The sequence below is a fragment of the Tessaracoccus massiliensis genome (assembly GCF_000826065.2).
Taxonomy (GTDB): domain Bacteria; phylum Actinomycetota; class Actinomycetes; order Propionibacteriales; family Propionibacteriaceae; genus Arachnia; species Arachnia massiliensis_A.
The window spans coordinates 998,625-1,016,128 of the sequence record NZ_LN623543.1 but is presented as its reverse complement, the minus strand read 5'-3'; the positions used below and the strand labels follow the sequence as shown (position 1 = coordinate 1,016,128).

Sequence of the window (17,504 nt, the reverse complement as noted above, 5' to 3'; positions counted from 1 at the left end):
CAGCTGAACCAGCCCTCTCTCATGGAGAGCCGGATGCGGTGAAAGTCGCACGTCCGGTTCGGCGGGCGGCCTGGGGAAACGGACCGGGAGCAATCCCGACACCGCGCCCCAGGCCGACCCAACTGGCATCACGTCTCGACCAAGCCCGTCGACCAGGGCGGACGCGGCCCCAAGGAGTTCACCGGCATGGTCGATCTGACACGCGACAAGGATGGACGCGTTCGAGCCCGGCTCCTGGACCTGGTCCCGGGCCGCTCCGGCGAGGTCTACACGTCGTGGCTGAAGGACCGCGGCGACGTGTTCCGCAAAGGAGTCGAGATCGCCACGCTGGACCCGTTCCACGGTTACAAGAACGCGATCGACGACCAGTTGGAAGACGCCATCGCGGTGCTCGACGCGTTCCACGTCGTCAAGCTCGCCACGGCTGCCGTTGATGAGGTCCGCCGCCGCGTCCAGCAAGACATCCACGGCCACCGCGGCCGCAGAAACGATCCGCTCTACCGGATCCGCAACATCCTACGTGCCGGGAAGGAGCACCTCACCGACCGGCAGAAGACCCGGCTCGACGCGGCGTTCACCGCCGATGACCGGCACGTCGAAGTCGAGGTCGCCTGGCACTGCGCCCAACACCTGCGTTCGGTCTATCACCAGTCGAGTCCTGCTGACGGGCGGAAGGTCGCGGAGAAGATCCTCGCCTCGTTCCCGACGTGTCCGATCCCGGAGATCGCCCGCCTGGGCCGTACCCTCAACCGGTGGAGAGACGCGTTCCTGGGCTACTTCACCACCGGCGGCGCCAGCAATGGCGGCACCGAAGCGATCAATGGCTTGATCGAACTCGCCCGACGCGTCGCCAGAGGCTTCCGTAACCCCGACAACTACCGCCTCAGAATGCTCCTCATCGGCGGCGGTCTACGCCTCTGACCCCACGCCCAAGTCCGAAGAGCCTGGAATGTCTTGTCAGCCCACTTTCGCGCGCTAGGGATGCTAATATATCGGCATGAAACAACGTGGTTTCCCCCCCCATCCAAGGCCACCGGGTACGTTGACGTCTGCTGCCGTCTTACTCGCGGCATCTCTATCTTTGGCGGCAGTAGCAGCTCCAAGTGCTGCAGACAGCGGACCTGCTGACCCGCGCACAGTCGCCTCGGCGGTTCCGTCAGACGCTCAACTCGCAGCCGAGCCGCTCCTGTCGAGCCTGATCGAGAGCGCTCCGGAAGTCTTCGCTGGCATGGAGTACTCCCTTGACTATTCCAAGTTAACTGTCTTTTTCAAGGAAGGAGACGAGGGCCGGGCTTCGTCGCTACTTCGTGATGCTGGACTTGATGACGAAGAACTTGGCCTGCACTTGGTCGCGCAGAAGCGCTCCTTGGCCGAGCTTCGTGACTATCGAGACGATGTTGTGACCCACCTTGAAAAAGGCGGAGTTGATGGACGTGTCACGATCGACACAGAGGCGAATGCTGCCACAGGCACCGCCAACGGGTACGCGATGGTCTCAGGCGGATACCCGGACAGAACGTGTGGCGTTCCCCCGGGGGGCGCACCTCCCCCGCCACGCGAGATCTTTGTAGCCAGGGTCCAAGGTGTCAAGGTTTATGATCCCGGCGCTGCTATTGGAGGTTTTTCCCGATGAGATTGCGATTAGTAGTAGCCATTGGTGCCATCTTCACCGTCGGAGGGTTGTCCCCCGCTCTGGCAGATGACCGCCCTCCGACGGATCAGGCGGATGCAGCCCCCACCGTCCAACCGGTGGACCCGTACATCACGGAGGGGAGCCATACCGTCAACGGGCGCCAGTGGTCGACGCTGTGCGAGCCCTACTCCCAGACCCATCGTTGCCGAACAGACATCTGGGCCACCACTGTCACCTTCGAGGACAATCAGTACAAGGTGTCCACCGGATGGGCCTTCAACAACCTCACCTACGTTGGCTCGATGTCACGAGCCGATTGGGGAGCCAACCCCTTGGCCAACTCCGGGGCTTGGACCGGGCCCGATGGACGCGAGTGGCGAACCGAATGCGATACCGCCGCGACAGGCGGGAACGGCTGCCGCACCTGGGTGAAGGCATCGTTCATCGACTCCCAAGTCATCGACGGTACCCGCACCTACTCGTGGACCACCGGCTGGCTGTTGAACAACATGGTTCGTTTCCAGCAGATGCCCAACCTCCAGCAGTTGCCAACTCCTGGGTCTTGAGTAGCGGACGCGCTGTCCGCCGAATGATGGCGCCAGAGAGCCAGATGCCCCACACGCTAGCTGCTGTGGGGCATCTGGCATGTACTGAGATAGATCGCTGCGGGCTCGGCGGTCAAGTCCCATGGTGTGGTGATTTCTTTCTCACGGGTGCCGTTACGGCGGGTGACCCGCTCGGGGTTGCGTTCGTAGCGGCCCGCCCCGATCCGGGCAGTGACTTCGGCCTCGGTCAGATCCTGCATCGCGGCCTCCAACAAGCGGCGCTGAGCCTCGCCTCGTTTCAGGGCAGGGCCGGTATCGAGGAGTTCACTGATCAAGGTCTTTAGGGCAGACTGGTCATGATGGGTCATCGGTAGTCCTTTCAGAGTTACTTGGTCGTTTCTCGGATAGAGCATCCCCGATGGCCCATCGCTCGTCCGTGGACTCGCCGATCAGACCATCAGGAATGCCACCACGTTAAGGGACTCACCCACTGGTCGAAGTGAAGGACGGGCGATTTTCGATTCAGGCCCTAGCCACGCTGAGCGCCCTTCGACCAGCCGCGGGCGGCTGGCTCAGGGACCGGCTACCAGATGGTGACCCGGTCCTCGGGGGCGAGCCAGAGGTCGTCGTCCTCGGACACGCCGAAGGCGTCGTAGAACGGGTCCAGGTTGCGCACGATCTGGTTGCAGCGGAACTCGTTGGGGGAGTGCGGGTCGGTGGCCAGCAGCATCTTCATCGCCTCCGGGCGACGCTTGCCGCGCCAGGCCTGGGCCCAGCCGGTGAAGAAGCGCTGCGCCGGGGTGAGGCCGTCGATCTCCTCGCCGTTCGGGTCCCCGCCGGCCAGCAGCCAGGCGTCGTAGGCGATGCCCAGGCCGCCGAGGTCGCCGATGTTCTCACCGACGGTGAGCTCGCCGTTGACGGTGCCGTCGACGCCCTCGGGGGAGAGGCCGTCGTACTGGTCGATCAGGCGCTTGGCGAGGTCCTCGAAGGCCTCGCGGTCCGCCGGCTGCCACCAGTCGCGCAGCCGGCCGTCGCCGTCGCAGGTGCTGCCTTTGTCGTCGAACCCGTGGCCGATCTCGTGGCCGATCACCGCGCCGATGGCGGCGTAGTTGACCGCGTCATCTGCGTCGGCGTTGAAGAACGGCGGCTGCAGGATGGCGGCGGGGAAGACGATCTCGTTGCGCAGCGGGTGGTAGTAGGCGTTGACCGTCTGCGGGTACATCTGCCACTCGTCGCGGTCCACGGGGCCGCCGATACGCTCGAGCATGTAATCCAGCGCGAAGGAGTTGGCGGCCAGCACGTTGCCCACGAGGTCATCCGCGCTGAACTCCAGTGCCGAGTAGTCGCGCCACTTGACGGGGTAGCCGATCTTCGGGGTGAACTGGCTGAGCTTGCGCAGCGCCTCGGCGCGCGTCTCGTCGGTCATCCACTCCAACTTCGTGATGGAGTTCTCGTAGGCCTTCATGAGGTTCGCCACGAGCTCGTCCATCGTGGCCTTCTTCTCGGGCTGGAAGTGTCGCTCCACGTAGAGCCGGCCCACGGCCTCGCCGAGGGCGCCCTCCACGAGTGCGACGCCCCGCTTCCAGCGGGGGCGCTGCTCCTCGTTGCCCGCTAGCGTCTTCTCGTAGAAGTCGAAGCGCGCCTCGACGAACTCGTCCGACAGGTACGCCGACAGGCCTGAGAACGCCTTCCATCGGGCCCAGGACTGCCAGGTCTCGATGGGGGCCGAGACCAGCACAGGGGCGACACCCTCGAGGAACGACGGCTGGCTGACGATGACTTCGGCGAGCTTCTCGCGGGGGATCTCGGCGCCCTCCAGGTAGGCTTCCCAGTCGAAGCCCGGCGTGGCGGAGACCACGTCGTCGAACGAGGTGGGGTTGTACATGGCGCGCAGGTCGCGGGTACGGACGCGGTCCCAGTGGTGCGAGGCGATCTCCGTCTCGACGGCGAGTACGGCCTGCGCCTGCTCTTCCGGCCGGTCCACCTGACCCAGCTCGAAGACCCGGGTGATGTGTGCCAGGTACTGCTGGCGGATCTCGGCGTGCTCGTCGAGCCGGTAGTACGCCTCGTCCGGCAGCCCGAGGCCGCCCTGCGATGCGAACACCGCGTAGCGCGAGGGATCTCCCGGATCTGATTCCTCATACAGGTGCACCAGCGGGCTCAGGCCGTGGCGCAGCGACCAGCCGAGGTGGCGGGCCAATGCGGCGGGCGAATCGATGGCGGCGACGGCGTCGAGGATGGGGCGCAGCGGCTCAGCGCCCAGTTCCTGGATGCGGTCGGTGTCCATGAATGACGCGTAGAGCGCGGCGATGCGGCCCTCGTCGGTGCCGGGGTCGCCCTGCTGCTGCTCCTCGACGATGGCGCGCACGTCCAGCTCTGCGGCGTTGTGCAGGTCCATGAAGCCGCCCGCGGAGGACTGGTCCGGCTCGATGGGCGCGGTACGCAGCCAGGTGCCGTTCACGTGGCGGAACAGGTCATCCTGCGGGCGGACGGAGGGATCAGCGTGTTCGAAGGCGATGGCATCGGTCATACCCGCCAGCCTACCGGCGTCAGGCAGTGGCCCAGGTCACGTCGATGTCGGCCGGATCCGAACCCAGCATCATGGCACGGACCTCCGCGCTGAACTGGGGGCGGGCGCTGCTGGAGGAGCCGTTGGCGTACGAGACATCCAGCGCTGTCGAGATCTGCACCCGCATCAGGGCGATGCTCTGGTCGTCGGCCATCAAGGCCGGTGAGGCGCTGGTCCACGGGTTGTTGGTGAGGCGCCAGTTCGCGCTGGAGACGCTCTGGTTGCCGGCCGCCCGCGCCGCGTTCGGGCAGCCCTCTGGGGCCAGCCGTCCGGAGGCCATGCAGGCCTCGAGCGAGCGGCGGGCGGCGTCCTGCAGGGCGATGAGGCCGGCGTCGGTCAGCGTGGGGGTGACGTTGACGGTGCGCACCTCGCTGTTCCACACCGAGACCACATGGAGGTGGCTGGTGGCCGCGTAGTCGACGAAGGGCAGCCCCGTGCTCACCTCGTAGGAGCCGGGCACCACCTCATAGGTCTGCGTCTGATCCGCGCGGTGCCCGTTGACGAGCAGCGGCAGGTTCTCGCCTCCGGGGATGGAGAACTCGACGGTCATCGTGGTGCGGGCCAACTGGTACTCGCCCGTGTCGAGGAGCACCAGCGGGATGACCGTCTCGAACGGCTCGCCGCCGATGACGTACCGCACCGGGACCTCCGTGGCGGTGGTGCTGGACTCCAGGATCTCCACATCCGTGATGGGGCTCAGTTCGCGCGCGCGGGCGAACACCTCCGCGTTCAGTAGGTCCTCTGAGCCGTTGCCGCCGGTCTCGCCCATGGCGAGCGCCCGGTCCAGGGAACCCGAGCTCAACGCGTCGAAGTACTCGCGCACGATCTCCTGCGGCGTCTGCGCCGTGACGACCTCCGCGGTGGCGGAGGCGACTGGAGGCTTGTAGATGGTGTCGGGATCGTGGCCGGTGGCGCGCTGGTTGACATAGACCACCCCGATGGCGATGCCCAGCACCAGGATGGCGATGCCGGCCCACAACAAGCCGCGCACCGGGACCGGGCGCCGGGGGCGCTCCTCTTCGATCTCCGGGGCGACGAACCGGCTCTGGTCGCGCGCACGGGTGAGCACCGATTGCATGCCGACGGCGTCGAACCGCTCGGTGGTCGGCGGTGGGGGTGCGTCCGGGTTGGGCGGACGCACGGGCGTGCTGGGGGACAGGGGACCGTCAGGCAGCATGGCTGGCTGCCAGCCCGACTGCCCGTCCGTCATCCCGCACCTGCCTCCCACGTATCCGGCCCGGCCAGGACGGAGGCGAGTGCGGCCTCGGCGTCCTCGGCCTGCACGGACCCGATCTGGTCCCGGACGAGGTCATCATAACTGGGCCGTTCCACCCGCCGGAAGATGCCGATGGGGGCCTGGCGCAGCACGCCGGGCTCGGTGAGGCGCGACAGCGCGAACGCCAGGGTCGGATCCTGACGCGTCTCGTCGTGCACCACGATGCTGGCCTCATCCACCTCGGCCGTCTTCGCCACGCGGATGTCACCGTCGGCGCCACGGACGACGGCGAACTCGCCGCCCCCGAACGTGATGGGCTCCCCGTCGACCAGCTTGATCAGCAGGCCCTCAGGCCCCTTCAACGTGGCGAACGCGTCGTCGTTGAAGATGGGACAGTTCTGGTAGATCTCCACCAACGACGTGCCGCGGTGGGCGGCCGCCGCGTTGAGCACCTCGGTGAGGTGCGCCCGGTCAGAGTCGATCGTGCGGGCCACGAAGGTGGCCTCGGCGCCCAGCGCCAGCGTCACGGGGTTGAAGGGCAGGTCCGCGGAGCCGTACGGCGTCGACTTGGTGACCTTGCCCAGCTCCGAGGTGGGGGAGTACTGCCCCTTGGTGAGCCCGTAGATCCGGTTGTTGAACAGCAGGATGGTGAGGTTCACGTTGCGGCGCAGCGTGTGGATGAGGTGGTTGCCTCCGATGGATAGCGCGTCCCCGTCGCCGGTGACCACCCACACGTTGAGATCCGGGCGGGACATGGCCACGCCGGTGGCGATGGCGGGCGCGCGCCCGTGGATGGAGTGCATCCCGTAGGTGTCGACGTAGTAGGGGAACCGGGACGAGCAGCCGATGCCCGAGATGATCACGGTGTTCTCGCGCTTGATACCGAGGGTGCCCATCATGGACTGGAAGGTGGACAGCACTGCGTAATCACCGCAGCCCGGGCACCAGCGCACCTCCTGATCCGAGGTGTAGTCCTTCTTGCCGAGGGGTTCGAGGCTCAGCGGAACTCCAGCAAGACCCGACATCAGTTGTCCTCCTCGAGCGCGGCGTCGATCTCGGCTGCCAGGTCGACCTCGAGATCGTTGATCGAGATCGGCAGCCCCCGGACGCGGGAATAGCGGGTGATGGCCTTGGCGTAGCGGGCCTGCAGCACCACGGCGAGTTGGCCCAGGTTCATCTCCGGCACGATCACCTTGCGGTAGCTGTGCAGGATGTCGCCGAGGTTCTCCGGCATGGGGTTGAGGTGACGCAGGTGTGCCAGCGCCACCTTCCGGCCGGAGAGTCGCACGCGGCGGGCGGCGGCGGTGATGGGGCCGTAGGTTGAGCCCCAGCCGAGCACCAGCACCTCGGCGTCGCCGTCCGGGTCGTCGACCACGAGATCCGGGATGTCGCGCGCGATGCCGCGCAGCTTCGCCCGGCGGGTGAGTGTCATGTGCTCGTGGTTGTCGGGATCATACGAGATGTGGCCCGCCCCATCGGCCTTCTCGAGGCCGCCCAGGCGGTGCTCCAGCCCGGGGGTGCCGGGGACGGCCCAGGCGCGGGCGAGGGTCTCCTCGTCGCGCTGGTACGGCAGGAAGGTGGCCGCGCCCTTCGCGTCGGTCCCGTTGGGCTCCGTGGCGAAGCCCGGCTCGATGGGCTCGATCTGGCTGAGATCCGGCAGCTTCCACGGCTCGGCCCCGTTGGCGAGGTAGCCGTCGGAGAGCATGATCACCGGGGTGCGGTACTTGACGGCGATCCGGCAGGCCTCCAGCGCGGTGTCGAAGCAGTCCGTGGAGGACTTCGCCGCCAACACCGGCAGGGGGGACTCGCCGTTGCGGCCGTACATGGCCTGCAGGAGATCTGCCTGTTCGGTCTTGGTGGGCATGCCGGTGGATGGGCCGGAGCGCTGCACGTTGACCACGACGAGCGGCAGCTCCGTCATCACCGCCAGGCCGATGGTCTCGGACTTGAGCGCCATGCCGGGGCCCGACGTCGTGGTGATGCCCAGCGAGCCCGCGAACGAGGCGCCGAGGGCTGCGCCCACCGCCGCGATCTCATCCTCTGCCTGGAACGTCATGACGCCCAGGTCCTTGCGGCGCGAGAGTTCGTGCAGGATGTCCGAGGCCGGCGTGATGGGGTAGGACCCCAGGAACAGCTGCAGGCCGGCCTTGTGCGCGCCGGTGATCAGGCCGTAGGCCGTGGCCAGGTTGCCCGAGATCTGGCGGTAGCGGCCGGCCGGGACCGGGGCCGGGGCCACGGTGTAGTTGACCTCGAACGCCTCGGTGGTCTCGCCGTAGGCGTGGCCCGCCTTGAAGGCGGCGATGTTGGCGTCGCGGATGTCCGGCTTGCTGGCGAACTTCTCGTCGAGGAAGCGCAGCGTGCCGTCGACCGGACGTGAGTACAGCCAGCTGAGCAGGCCCAGCGCGAACATGTTCTTCGTGCGGGAGGCGTCCTTGCGGGTGAGCCCGAAGCCCTCGACGGCGGCGGTGGCCAGGCCGGTGAGGTCCAGCGCGTGCACCGAGTAGTTGCTGAGCGTGCCGTCGTCGAGCGGGCTGGTGGCCCAGCCGATCTTCTTGAGGTTGCGGGGGGTGAAATCTGCGGTGTCGACGATGATGACGCCGCCCTTGGGCAGATCCTTCAGGTTCGCCTTCAACGCCGCCGGGTTCATCGCGACGAGCACGTCGGGTTGGTCGCCCGGGGTGACAATGTCGAAGTTGGCGAAGTGCAGCTGGAAGCTGGAGACGCCGTGCAAGGTGCCCTGGGGGGCGCGGATCTCGGCTGGGAAGTTGGGCAGCGTGGCGATGTCATTGCCGAATGACGCCGTCTCAGCGGTGAACCGGTCACCGGTGAGTTGCATGCCGTCGCCTGAGTCGCCGGCGAAGCGGATCACGACCCGATCAAGGGAGCGCTGTTGAGTCACAGTTCGTGAGACCTTCTTTCTTCACGTCCGCCCCATTGTAGGACGGACGCGAAGCGGCTCCCGATTCGTCGCTTAGCCCGGGCTCACCGTTGCGAAGAGCGCGAGCGCGGACTGCGAACTGGCCTTGTGGTTGTACAGGCTGGTCTCGAGGCCGACGATTGCGGCGAGCTTGCCGTTGTCGTCGATCAGTTGCAGCGCGTTGTACACGTGGCCGCCAGCACGCGCCGGCAGCGCGTAGGTCGTGGTGCGGGGGCTGGCCGCCACGCAGGCGTCCCACTGGCCGATGCCGCACAGGCCATGGCCCTCAGCCACCAGCGAGGCGGCCATGTGGTTCCACACCATCCTGCCGTTATCCGCCATGGGGCACATGTAGGAGTGCCATCCCGACGGGGAGACCCGGCCCCGGAACTCCGGCTTGGTCACGATGCACCCGCCGTTGCCGATGGCCACGTAGTCGCGGAACTGGAACGACTGGCGCACCGGCAGCAGGTCCTGCTTGCCGAGGTTCTGCAGCCACAGCGTCTTGTCGGCGCCGCCCGCGCTGGTGGGGAACAGCGACTGCGAGACGTTGGCGGGGTTGACTGAGCGGGGCGGCAGCCACGGCGGCTGCTTCTGCGTCTCGGGGACAAGGGAGCGACCGGCGGACGGTGCCTTCTTGGAGCCGAACATGAAGCCCAGAGCGTTGGCTGCGCCGCGGTGGCCGTGCGCGGAGAGACGCAGCTCGCTGTGCGCGGCGCCGGGGCCGCTCGCGTCGAGATACGTCTCGGTGAGGTTGGTCCCGTTCCAGAACAGGCGGATCTTGTTGCCGCCCGAGGTGTTGTAGTCGTAGGTGCCGTAGCGGACGGTGGGCGCGGCGTTGAAGGAACGCGCGGCGCGGATGTCGCAGGTGTTGTTCGGCAGCGCTGGCAGGCCCAACCGGGCGCGGTCCGCGTTGTCCTGCGCGCTGATCAGGCAGCCCGTGGGACGGTTGGCGATGGAGCTGCGGAACGCCGGGTAATCGGACTCGACGGCCATGCCCCAGTCGAAGCTCCAGTAGCTCTCCTTGAACGTGCCCAGCTTGCCGCCCGGATCGAGCTCGATCTGGCTGAGCCTGCCCGTGCCTCGGGCCTCACCGTTGGCGGGAGGCATGGTGATGATGTTGCCCAGCGTGAAGTACCTCCGCCCGTTCAGGAACGGGGGCGCCTGCTTGATGGGATCGGCTTCCAGGCCGAGCTTCATGGTGCCGGGGTTGACGCGCACGATGTTGTTGAACATCCACTGGTTGACGGCCTTGATGGTGCCGCCCGCGGCGGTGTACGCCGTGCCGTAGATGTAGCTGCGGCAGCCGTCGCGGCCCGTCGCCGGAGTGCCGCACTCGGTGCGCCACTGGCGCCCGCCCTCGGTCCACTCGCCGGGGTTCGCCAGGGGGTTGTCGCCCCACAGCGAGTGTGCGACGGGCTTGTACGTGAGGTTGTTGAACGCCCAGCCGTTGGACTGCGTGAACTTTCCGGCCGCGTCGCGGGTGATCTGCGTGGCGAAGATCTCCGTGCGGCACCGCTCTATGGTCGAGGAGTAGCGCGAGCACTCCGTCTTCCACTGGCGTCCGTTGAGAGTGTGGGTGCCCGGCGTGATGTAGACGTCAAGGGCTGATGCCTGTTGCGCGGACAACCCTGGCAGCAGGAACCCTCCCAACATCATCACGACGGCGAGCAGTGTGGCCCTGGTGCGTTTCATTGTTCCCCCCTGTGTGAGTCAGTGCCCCTGCAGGATAACAGTGCTCCGTTTACTCGCGGAGCAGGCCCAGGATGTCTGCCGCGGTCATGGGCGCCGCGGTGTCTGAGCCGGCGCCCACCACGTCGTCGAACAGGGCGCGCTTGCGCTCCTGCAGCGCCACCACCTTCTCCTCGATGGTGTCTGCCGCGACGAGCCGGTAGACGTTGACGGGCTTGTCCTGGCCGATGCGGTGGGTGCGGTCGATGGCCTGGGCCTCGGCCGCGGGGTTCCACCACGGGTCGAGGATGAACACGTAATCCGCCTCGGTGAGGGTCAGCCCGAATCCGCCGGCCTTGAGGCTGATCAGGAACAGGGACGCGTCCCCGGTGCGGAAGTTGGAGATGCGTTCGGCCCGGTCCCGCGTGCGGCCGTCGAGGTACTCGTAGGTGATCTGCTCCGCGTCGAGCCGCTGGCGTACCAGCGAGAGGAATCCGGTGAACTGGGAGAACACCAGCGCCCGGTGGCCCTCGGACAGGGCCTCGTCGAGAAGTTCGAGCAGCGCGTCGATCTTGGCGGAGGCGGCGGGGTAGCTGCTGTCGACCAGGGCGGGGGAGAGGCTGAGCTGGCGCAGCATGGTGAGCGAGCGCAGGATGGCGATCCGGTTGCGGTTGAGGTCCCCCACCAGGCCGAGGATCTTCTGCCGCTCCCGCGCCAGGTGCTTGTCATAGAGGCGACGGTGTGGCGGCGTGAGCTGCACCGGCACGAGCTGCTCCTGCTTGTCGGGCAGTTCCTCGGCCACTGTCGCCTTCGTGCGGCGCAGGATCAGCGGGCGGGTGCGGCGGTGGAGGCGGGCGAGGATCTCCCGGTTGCCGTTCTCGATGGGTTTGCGGAAGGCCGTGGTGAACGCCTTCGGATCCGGGAAGAGTCCTGGCGCGGTGATCGACAGCAACGACCACAGGTCCATCAGGTTGTTCTCCAGCGGCGTGCCCGTGAGGGCCACCTTCATCCGCGCCCGCAGCCTGCGCACCGCCTTGTACGCCTTCGACGCGTGGTTCTTCACGAACTGGGCCTCGTCGAGCAGCACCGCGGACCAGGTCTGGCCCAGGTAGGCCTCCTCCTCGAGGCGCAGCAACGTGTAGCTGGTCACCACGAGGTGCGCGCCCTCGATGGCCTCGGCCAGCTCCGTGCCGCGTCGCTTCCGTGTCTCGGTGATGGGCACCACCTGCAGGCCCGGCGCGAACCGCTCCGCCTCCGCCGCCCACGTGCCGATCACGGAGGTGGGGGCCACCACGAGGGCCGGTGCGGTGAGCTCGCCACGCTCGTGCGCGGCCTGCAGGAACGCCAGCGACTGGAGGGTCTTGCCCAGGCCCATCTCGTCGGCCAGGATGCCGCCCAGCCTGGTCTGCCACAGGAACGTCATCCACCGGAAACCGGTGTCCTGATAGGGGCGCAGCTCCGCGTCGAGGCCCACGGGTGCGGCGACCTCCGGCAGCGACGACGGGTCGAGCAGGCCGCCCACCGCCTGCTGCCACGCGGCGGATTGTTCGGCCACCACGCCCAGCGAGACCAACTCGTCCCACAGGCCGGCGTGCTCCGGGCGTAGGCGGATGGTGTCGCCGTCATGCTCGATGAGCTGGCTGGCCTCGTCGAGCAGTTCGCGCAGCTGGGCCAGCTCCGGCACCTCGAGGGAGAACCAGACCCCCGAATCGAGGACGAGGTGGTCCTCCCCCGCGGTGAGCGCCGCCAGCAGTTGTGCGAGGGGCACCCGCTCGCCGCCGACGGTGACATCGACGCCCAGGTCGAACCAGTCGTCCTGCTGGGATTCGGTGACCTTCAGCTCGATGCCGGGGGCCTCGTCCGCCTCGCGGTAGCTGCGGGGCTCGCCGGTAGTCTCGACCTCCACCAGCGGGCTGTCCTGCAGGTGCGGCAGCGTCTCGGTGACGAACCCGATGAGGTTGCGGCCTGCCAGCGTGGTCAGTTCCGGGCGGCGCTGGCTCAGCGGAGGCAGCCACGGGCTGGCCGCCAGCGGCAGCAGCTCGGCTTCCGCGCCGTAATCGCGCGGATGCGGCTCTGAGGTGCGGGCGTGCAGCGGCACGTCGATGACGGTGGAGCCCACGCGGTAGCGGAAACCCCACGCGAGCGTGGCCGCGTCGTCGGTGAAATCCACCTGCAGCAGCAGCGCGGGCGGCTCAGGCTCGGGGAGCGCGACGCCGTCGGCCACCTGCACGGGCAGCCTTCTGCGCAGCTGGGGGAGGAACCCGGCGGCGAAGGTGGCCTCCTCGTGCTCCGGGACGGTGAGGGGCCCGTGGGAGAAGACCCGCTGCTCGGCCGGCTCGAGAGTGCGGGAGAGCGGGCCGAGGACGAGTTGGTCCCCGCGGGTGAACGTGGCGCCGTGCGCGGGGCGACCGAGGAGGCCGCGGCCGGTCACCTCAACGGCGACCTCGCCGTCGAGCACCGCGGGGACGAGCCTCAGCCCGCCGTCGTCGCGCCGGACCAGGAGCGTGGGCTCCAAGGGCTTGGCGGGGATGGTGGGCTGCGGCATCTGACGGCCCGAGGCGGACGTGCCGGGGATGAATTCGACACCGGCCCCGGCGGCTCTGCGCAGGGCCTCCCAGATGCTGGGGCCCAGGTCGTTGAACTGCAACACCTGCGGGTACCAGTGCGCCGCGCCGCGGGAGAGGTCGCGCGCCTCCAGGATGCCCCGCACCGCGTCGAGGTGGGCGGGGCTGAGGTTGGCCGGCCCGCGGACGATCTCCGGCCAGGTCACCCCGGAACGCACCCAGTTGCCCCGCGCGCCCAGCCGGGCCGGGGTGAGGCCGAGCTCGGCGCCGTCCTCGCCGAAGATCAGCGCCATGGGGGCGCCGTCGGTGACGGTCGGCTTGTCCATGAGCGGCTGCAGCAGCGAGCGCCAGGAGGTCTGCGGGCGGTTGAGAGCGGGCGTGCGCATGCTGAGGATGAGGGCGACGGCGTGCTTGCAGTCGGCTCGCATGGGGCAGCTGCACGTGGCCGTCAGCACGCCCCGGTTGAGGGTGACGCTGGTGTGGTACTGCCGGAAGTTGCTGCCGCGGACCTGCGCCGTGGCCAGTGGGCCCGCCGTCTGGATCTTGGTGACGCGGCCCAGGTTGGCATAGTGCGCCCCACGCGCCACGGTGGGTGCGCCGAAGTGGAGAGTGAGATCCGCATCCGTGAGGCGGGGCACCCAGTCTGGGTAGGTCGTCGTCATCGCTCGGGCGAGTCTAGTCGGCCACGCTGACAATCCCCGAGCGGTCTAGACTCTGGGGCATGCTCAAGGCACGTGACTGGTTCGACGACGGCGAGATCTTCGTCGTCGACGTTCCCCTGGCCTGCTGCGCGCTGGAGTCGCAGTCGGCGGCCGGTGCACGGCCCGAGGTGGACGCCGCGTCGATCCCCGACGGGGCCCGCGTCGTTGTGACGCTGTCCGGCACCCTCACCGCGCCCATGGTGCCGGCCGTGCGGCACGCGCTGGACCAGGTGCCGGGCGCCACCGTCGTCGCGTTCGGGGCCTGCGCCTGCGTGGGCGGACCGTACTGGGATTCGTACGCCGTCGTGAAGGGTGGCGAGGAACTCGTCCCGGTGGACCACTTCATCGCCGGCTGCCCGCCCCCGCCGTCGGCCCTCGACGAGTACCTGGCGGGTCTGCGTGGCTGAATACCAGATCCCCGCTGCGGAATGGGCCGGTGAGGTCGCCGCGGCGCAGCGCGCAGGCTTCCGCCTGCTGATCAACCTCACCGCGGTCGACGAGTTCGGCCGCTCGGACGAGATCCGGGTGATCCTCACTTTGGAGAACCCGGAGACCCGGGAGCGGGCGGATCTGGTGACCAGGACCCCCCGCGGCGACGCACGGCTGCCGGACATCGCACACCTCTTTCCCGGCGCCGCCTGGCTGCAGCGCCAGACCCACGATTTCTTCGGCGTCACCTTCGACGGCGGGGACAACCGGCCGTTGATCCACCACGCCGGCGGCGCCCCCCTGCGCAAGGACGTGCTGCTGGAGCCCCGCCAGGCCAAGCCCTGGCCGGGCGCGGTGGAGCCGGGCTCGTCGGAGCCTGGCCGCCGCAAGCTGCTGCCGCCCGGGGTGGAGGGCGCCCGATGATCCACGGCTCCATCAACCTCATCGAGGAGCGTTGTACCTCCTGCATGATCTGCGCGCGCGAATGCCCCACGTGGTGCATCACGCTGACGTCGCACCAGGAACAGACGGTGCCCGCGCCCGGCGCCCGGCCGCGCACCCACAACGTGCTCGACACGTTCGCCATCGACTGGGCGCTGTGCATGTACTGCGGGGTCTGCATCGAGCAGTGCCCCACCGACGCGCTGGAGTGGGGCGGCGCGCACGTGCCTTCGGCAGACCGGCTGGCCGATCTGCTGCACCACCGCGAACAACTGGCCCCTGATGCCGACGGCGGGTGACGTCGCCAGGCGCGCGTGGACCGATCTCCGGCAGGCGGGCAGCACGCGCGCCGTCTGGTTCGGCTTCCTCGGCAGCCTCGGCATCCTACTGGGCTCACTGAGCCCCGCCTACCTACCGCAGGCATCGCCCATCTGGGATGCGCTGCGCGCCCTGCGGATCGACGGACCCACCACCCGATGGATCGGCACCATCCTCACGCTGCTGGGGCTGATGCTGTTGCTCGAGGCGTGGTTCCGGCTGCGCCCGGCCCGCCGTCGGGCCAAGGGCCAGCCGCAGCTGCGCCACTGGGCGGTGCTGGCGATCATCTCCGCTCCCATGCTGGTGGGGCCGCCGATCTTCTCGCACGACGCCTACTCCTACGCCGCGCACGGCTGGCTGATCCACAACCACCTCAACCCGTACGCCGTCGGCCCCGGCATCCTGCCCGGGTACTACGCGGACCAGGTGGCCTGGGTGTGGCGGGAGACGACGGCGCCGTACGGGCCGCTGTCGCTGTGGCTGAGCCACATCACTGTGAGCTTCGCGGGCTTCGATCCCTACCTCTCGGCGGTGCTGATGCGGGTGCCCGCGCTGATCGGCGTGGTGCTGATCGGTTTCACCGTGCCCCGGATCGCCCGCTGGATGGGCGTCGACCCTGCCGCCGCCAGTTGGTTCGCGGTGCTCAACCCCATTCTGGTGATCGACTTCATCGGCGGCGCCCACAACGACTCTCAGATGACGGGCCTGATGCTGCTGGGGATCTGGCTCACGATCAGGTTCCGGCACTGGTGGCTGGGTGCGCTGGTGGTGGGCCTGGCCGCAGCCGTCAAGCAGCCCGCTTTCCTCGTCGCGGTGGCTCTGCCGTTCCTGGTGCGCCCGTGGGCGTCCTGGCGGTGGCGGCCGACGGTGGGCGCGGTGCTGAAGGCGACGGTGTCGCTGGCACTGTCCGTGGTGGTGTTCGCCGGCGTGTCCCTCTCCACCGGGCTGGGCTTCGGCTGGATCAACGCCGTCAACGTGCCCGGCATGGTCGATACGGTTTCGCCGTTCACGGTGGTGGGGTTCATCGTGCAGTACCCCGTGACCTGGACTGGGCTGGATCCCACCGGCCGCGCAGTGATCTCCGTCTTCCGCGGCCTGGGTGCCATCGCCGCGGTGCTGGGCATCGGGCTGATCGCGTTGAAGCACCTGGGGAAGCGGCCGCTGCACTTCGTCAGCTATTCGTTCCTGTGGTTCGCGTTCTGCGCGCCGGCCATCCACTCCTGGTACCTGCTGTGGGGCGCGGTGCTGCTCCCGGTGACCCGCCCGTCGGCGCGTGCCCTGCGTTGGGCGATCGTCGCCACGGTGATCCTCCTGGGCTTCAACGCCATGAACTTCGGCATCCGCAACGGCATGTGGATGATGGTGCTGATCCTGTTCGGCGCCATCTACTGGGCCGTGCATACCCACGAGCTCAGCCAACCCGCCGACGACACCCACACCGCCGCTGGTTGAGCCCGCGAGTTCTACGAGCGCTGTCGAAACCGCTGCATCGTATCTGGCACCTGAAGTGCACCGGGTGGGTTCCCCCGACCCCGGCCCCTCCTCGAAGCCGGGCCTTGTCTAGCCCTGGGGCGCCGCGTCGTAGTCGACGAGGACGGGGGAGTGGTCGCTGATCCGGCCGTCGTAGGTCTCCTCACGGCCCACCCATGCCCGGGTCGCGCGCTGGGCGAGCCCCGGCGAGGCGAGGTGGTAGTCGATGCGCCAGCCGGCGTCGTTGGCCCACGCCTGGCCGCGCCAACTCCACCAGCTGTACGGGCCGTCGGCGTCCGGATGGAGCCGGCGCACCACGTCGACGAGCGAGCGGGGGCTGAGCACCGAGCTGAACCAGTCGCGTTCCTCGGGGAGGAAGCCCTCGGACTTCTGGTTGGTGCGCCAGTTCTTCAGGTCCTGCTTGGTGTGGGCGATGTTGAAGTCACCCACCACCAGGAACTCCCTGCCCTGCGCGGCGGCCTCGCGGCGCGACGCGGTGAGCACGCGGGCGAGGCCGCGCATGAAGCGCATCTTGCGCTGGTACTTGGCCTCCGAGCCCTCCTCGTAGGGCCAGGCGGCGCCCTTGGGGAGATACAGCGACGCCACCCGCAGCGGGGCGTCGGCGAGGTCCGCCTCGACGTAGCGACCCTCGCCGGAGAAGGGCGCCAGGTCGCGACTCACGATGCGCTCGGAGTCGACGTCCTCGAGCGTGCCGTCGGGCGAGATGGTGGTCACGACCCTGGACAGCGCCCGGATGTGGACCGGTTTCTCCCTCGTGAGGAGCGCCACGCCGTTGCGCCCGGCGAGCGTGCCTGCGTCGAGCGTGACGTGGTAGCCGTGGAACGCCTCCAGCGGCAGATCGGCGACGCGGCAGCGCACCTCCTGAAGAGCGACGACGTCGGCGTCGGTCTGATCCCAGAACTCCCGATAGCCGCGCCGCAGGGCCGCGCGGATGCCATTGACATTGTGGGTCCCGATACGCATGGTGCTGGAGCTTAGCTGAAGGGTTTGGAACCGTACTCGGTACCAA

The 17,504-nt window shown here is 68.5% G+C and carries 13 protein-coding genes and 2 pseudogenes; 7 read left to right on the top strand and 8 right to left on the bottom strand.

The window, feature by feature from the left end; all coding sequences use genetic code 11:
• Positions 1 to 177 precede the first annotated feature (177 nt).
• From BN1186_RS15280 to BN1186_RS15270, 3 genes and pseudogenes are all read left to right on the top strand, one after another.
• Positions 178 to 921: pseudogene (locus BN1186_RS15280) on the top strand (ISL3 family transposase); the annotation flags it as partial.
• A 307-nt stretch (positions 922 to 1,228) separates the two neighbouring features.
• Positions 1,229 to 1,633: a hypothetical protein gene (locus tag BN1186_RS15275; RefSeq protein ID WP_139651148.1), complete on the top strand. Its 405-nt coding sequence runs from the start codon at positions 1,229 to 1,231 to the stop codon at positions 1,631 to 1,633.
• Positions 1,630 to 2,199: a hypothetical protein gene (locus BN1186_RS15270; protein ID WP_139651146.1), complete on the top strand. Its 570-nt coding sequence runs from the start codon at positions 1,630 to 1,632 to the stop codon at positions 2,197 to 2,199. The genes BN1186_RS15275 and BN1186_RS15270 overlap by 4 nt, the downstream gene beginning before the upstream one ends.
• A 122-nt stretch (positions 2,200 to 2,321) precedes the next feature.
• On the opposite strand, the pseudogene BN1186_RS15265 reads toward BN1186_RS15270, so the two are convergent.
• The 7 genes and pseudogenes from BN1186_RS15265 to BN1186_RS15235 all read right to left on the bottom strand — a co-directional run.
• Positions 2,322 to 2,546: pseudogene (locus tag BN1186_RS15265) on the bottom strand (transposase); the annotation flags it as partial.
• 215 nt (positions 2,547 to 2,761) lie between these two features.
• A complete protein-coding gene (locus BN1186_RS15260; protein ID WP_040284756.1) occupies positions 2,762 to 4,708 on the bottom strand; it encodes a M13 family metallopeptidase in 1,947 nt (648 codons plus the stop codon).
• Positions 4,709 to 4,727: 19 nt separating this feature from the next.
• Entirely contained in the window at positions 4,728 to 5,957 is a 1,230-nt protein-coding gene (locus BN1186_RS15255) for a hypothetical protein (protein ID WP_040284755.1), read from the bottom strand.
• Positions 5,954 to 6,988, bottom strand: a complete 1,035-nt coding sequence (locus BN1186_RS15250) for a 2-oxoacid:ferredoxin oxidoreductase subunit beta (RefSeq protein WP_040284754.1) — start codon at positions 6,986 to 6,988, stop codon at positions 5,954 to 5,956. Before BN1186_RS15250 ends, BN1186_RS15255 begins: the two co-directional genes overlap by 4 nt.
• The gene (locus BN1186_RS15245) at positions 6,988 to 8,862 is read right to left on the bottom strand and encodes a 2-oxoacid:acceptor oxidoreductase subunit alpha (protein WP_040284753.1); all 1,875 of its coding nucleotides are present in this window, start codon (positions 8,860 to 8,862) and stop codon (positions 6,988 to 6,990) included. The genes BN1186_RS15250 and BN1186_RS15245 overlap by 1 nt, the downstream gene beginning before the upstream one ends.
• A gap of 72 nt (positions 8,863 to 8,934) precedes the next feature.
• Complete coding sequence (locus BN1186_RS15240; protein WP_040284752.1) at positions 8,935 to 10,575, bottom strand: hypothetical protein; 1,641 nt, start codon at positions 10,573 to 10,575, stop codon at positions 8,935 to 8,937.
• Between the two features lie 49 nt (positions 10,576 to 10,624).
• A complete protein-coding gene (locus tag BN1186_RS15235; RefSeq protein ID WP_040284751.1) occupies positions 10,625 to 13,777 on the bottom strand; it encodes a DEAD/DEAH box helicase in 3,153 nt (1,050 codons plus the stop codon).
• 59 nt (positions 13,778 to 13,836) lie between these two features.
• Here BN1186_RS15235 and BN1186_RS15230 point away from each other — a divergent pair, with 59 nt between their 5' ends.
• The 4 genes from BN1186_RS15230 to mptB are packed head-to-tail and all read left to right on the top strand — an operon-like array spanning position 13,837 to position 16,456.
• A complete protein-coding gene (locus BN1186_RS15230; RefSeq protein ID WP_040284750.1) occupies positions 13,837 to 14,223 on the top strand; it encodes an NADH-quinone oxidoreductase subunit B in 387 nt (128 codons plus the stop codon).
• On the top strand, positions 14,216 to 14,668 hold the full coding sequence (locus tag BN1186_RS15225) for an NADH-quinone oxidoreductase subunit C (RefSeq protein WP_052460242.1): 453 nt from the start codon (positions 14,216 to 14,218) through the stop codon (positions 14,666 to 14,668). Before BN1186_RS15230 ends, BN1186_RS15225 begins: the two co-directional genes overlap by 8 nt.
• Entirely contained in the window at positions 14,665 to 14,985 is a 321-nt protein-coding gene (locus BN1186_RS15220; RefSeq protein ID WP_052460241.1) for a 4Fe-4S binding protein, read from the top strand. Before BN1186_RS15225 ends, BN1186_RS15220 begins: the two co-directional genes overlap by 4 nt.
• The gene (gene mptB, locus BN1186_RS15215) at positions 14,969 to 16,456 is read left to right on the top strand and encodes a polyprenol phosphomannose-dependent alpha 1,6 mannosyltransferase MptB (protein ID WP_052460240.1); all 1,488 of its coding nucleotides are present in this window, start codon (positions 14,969 to 14,971) and stop codon (positions 16,454 to 16,456) included. The genes BN1186_RS15220 and mptB overlap by 17 nt, the downstream gene beginning before the upstream one ends.
• A gap of 108 nt (positions 16,457 to 16,564) precedes the next feature.
• On the opposite strand, the gene BN1186_RS15210 is transcribed toward mptB, so the two are convergent.
• Positions 16,565 to 17,458, bottom strand: coding sequence for an exodeoxyribonuclease III (locus tag BN1186_RS15210; RefSeq protein ID WP_040284749.1), 894 nt, complete (start codon positions 17,456 to 17,458; stop codon positions 16,565 to 16,567).
• Positions 17,459 to 17,504: the final 46 nt, after the last annotated feature.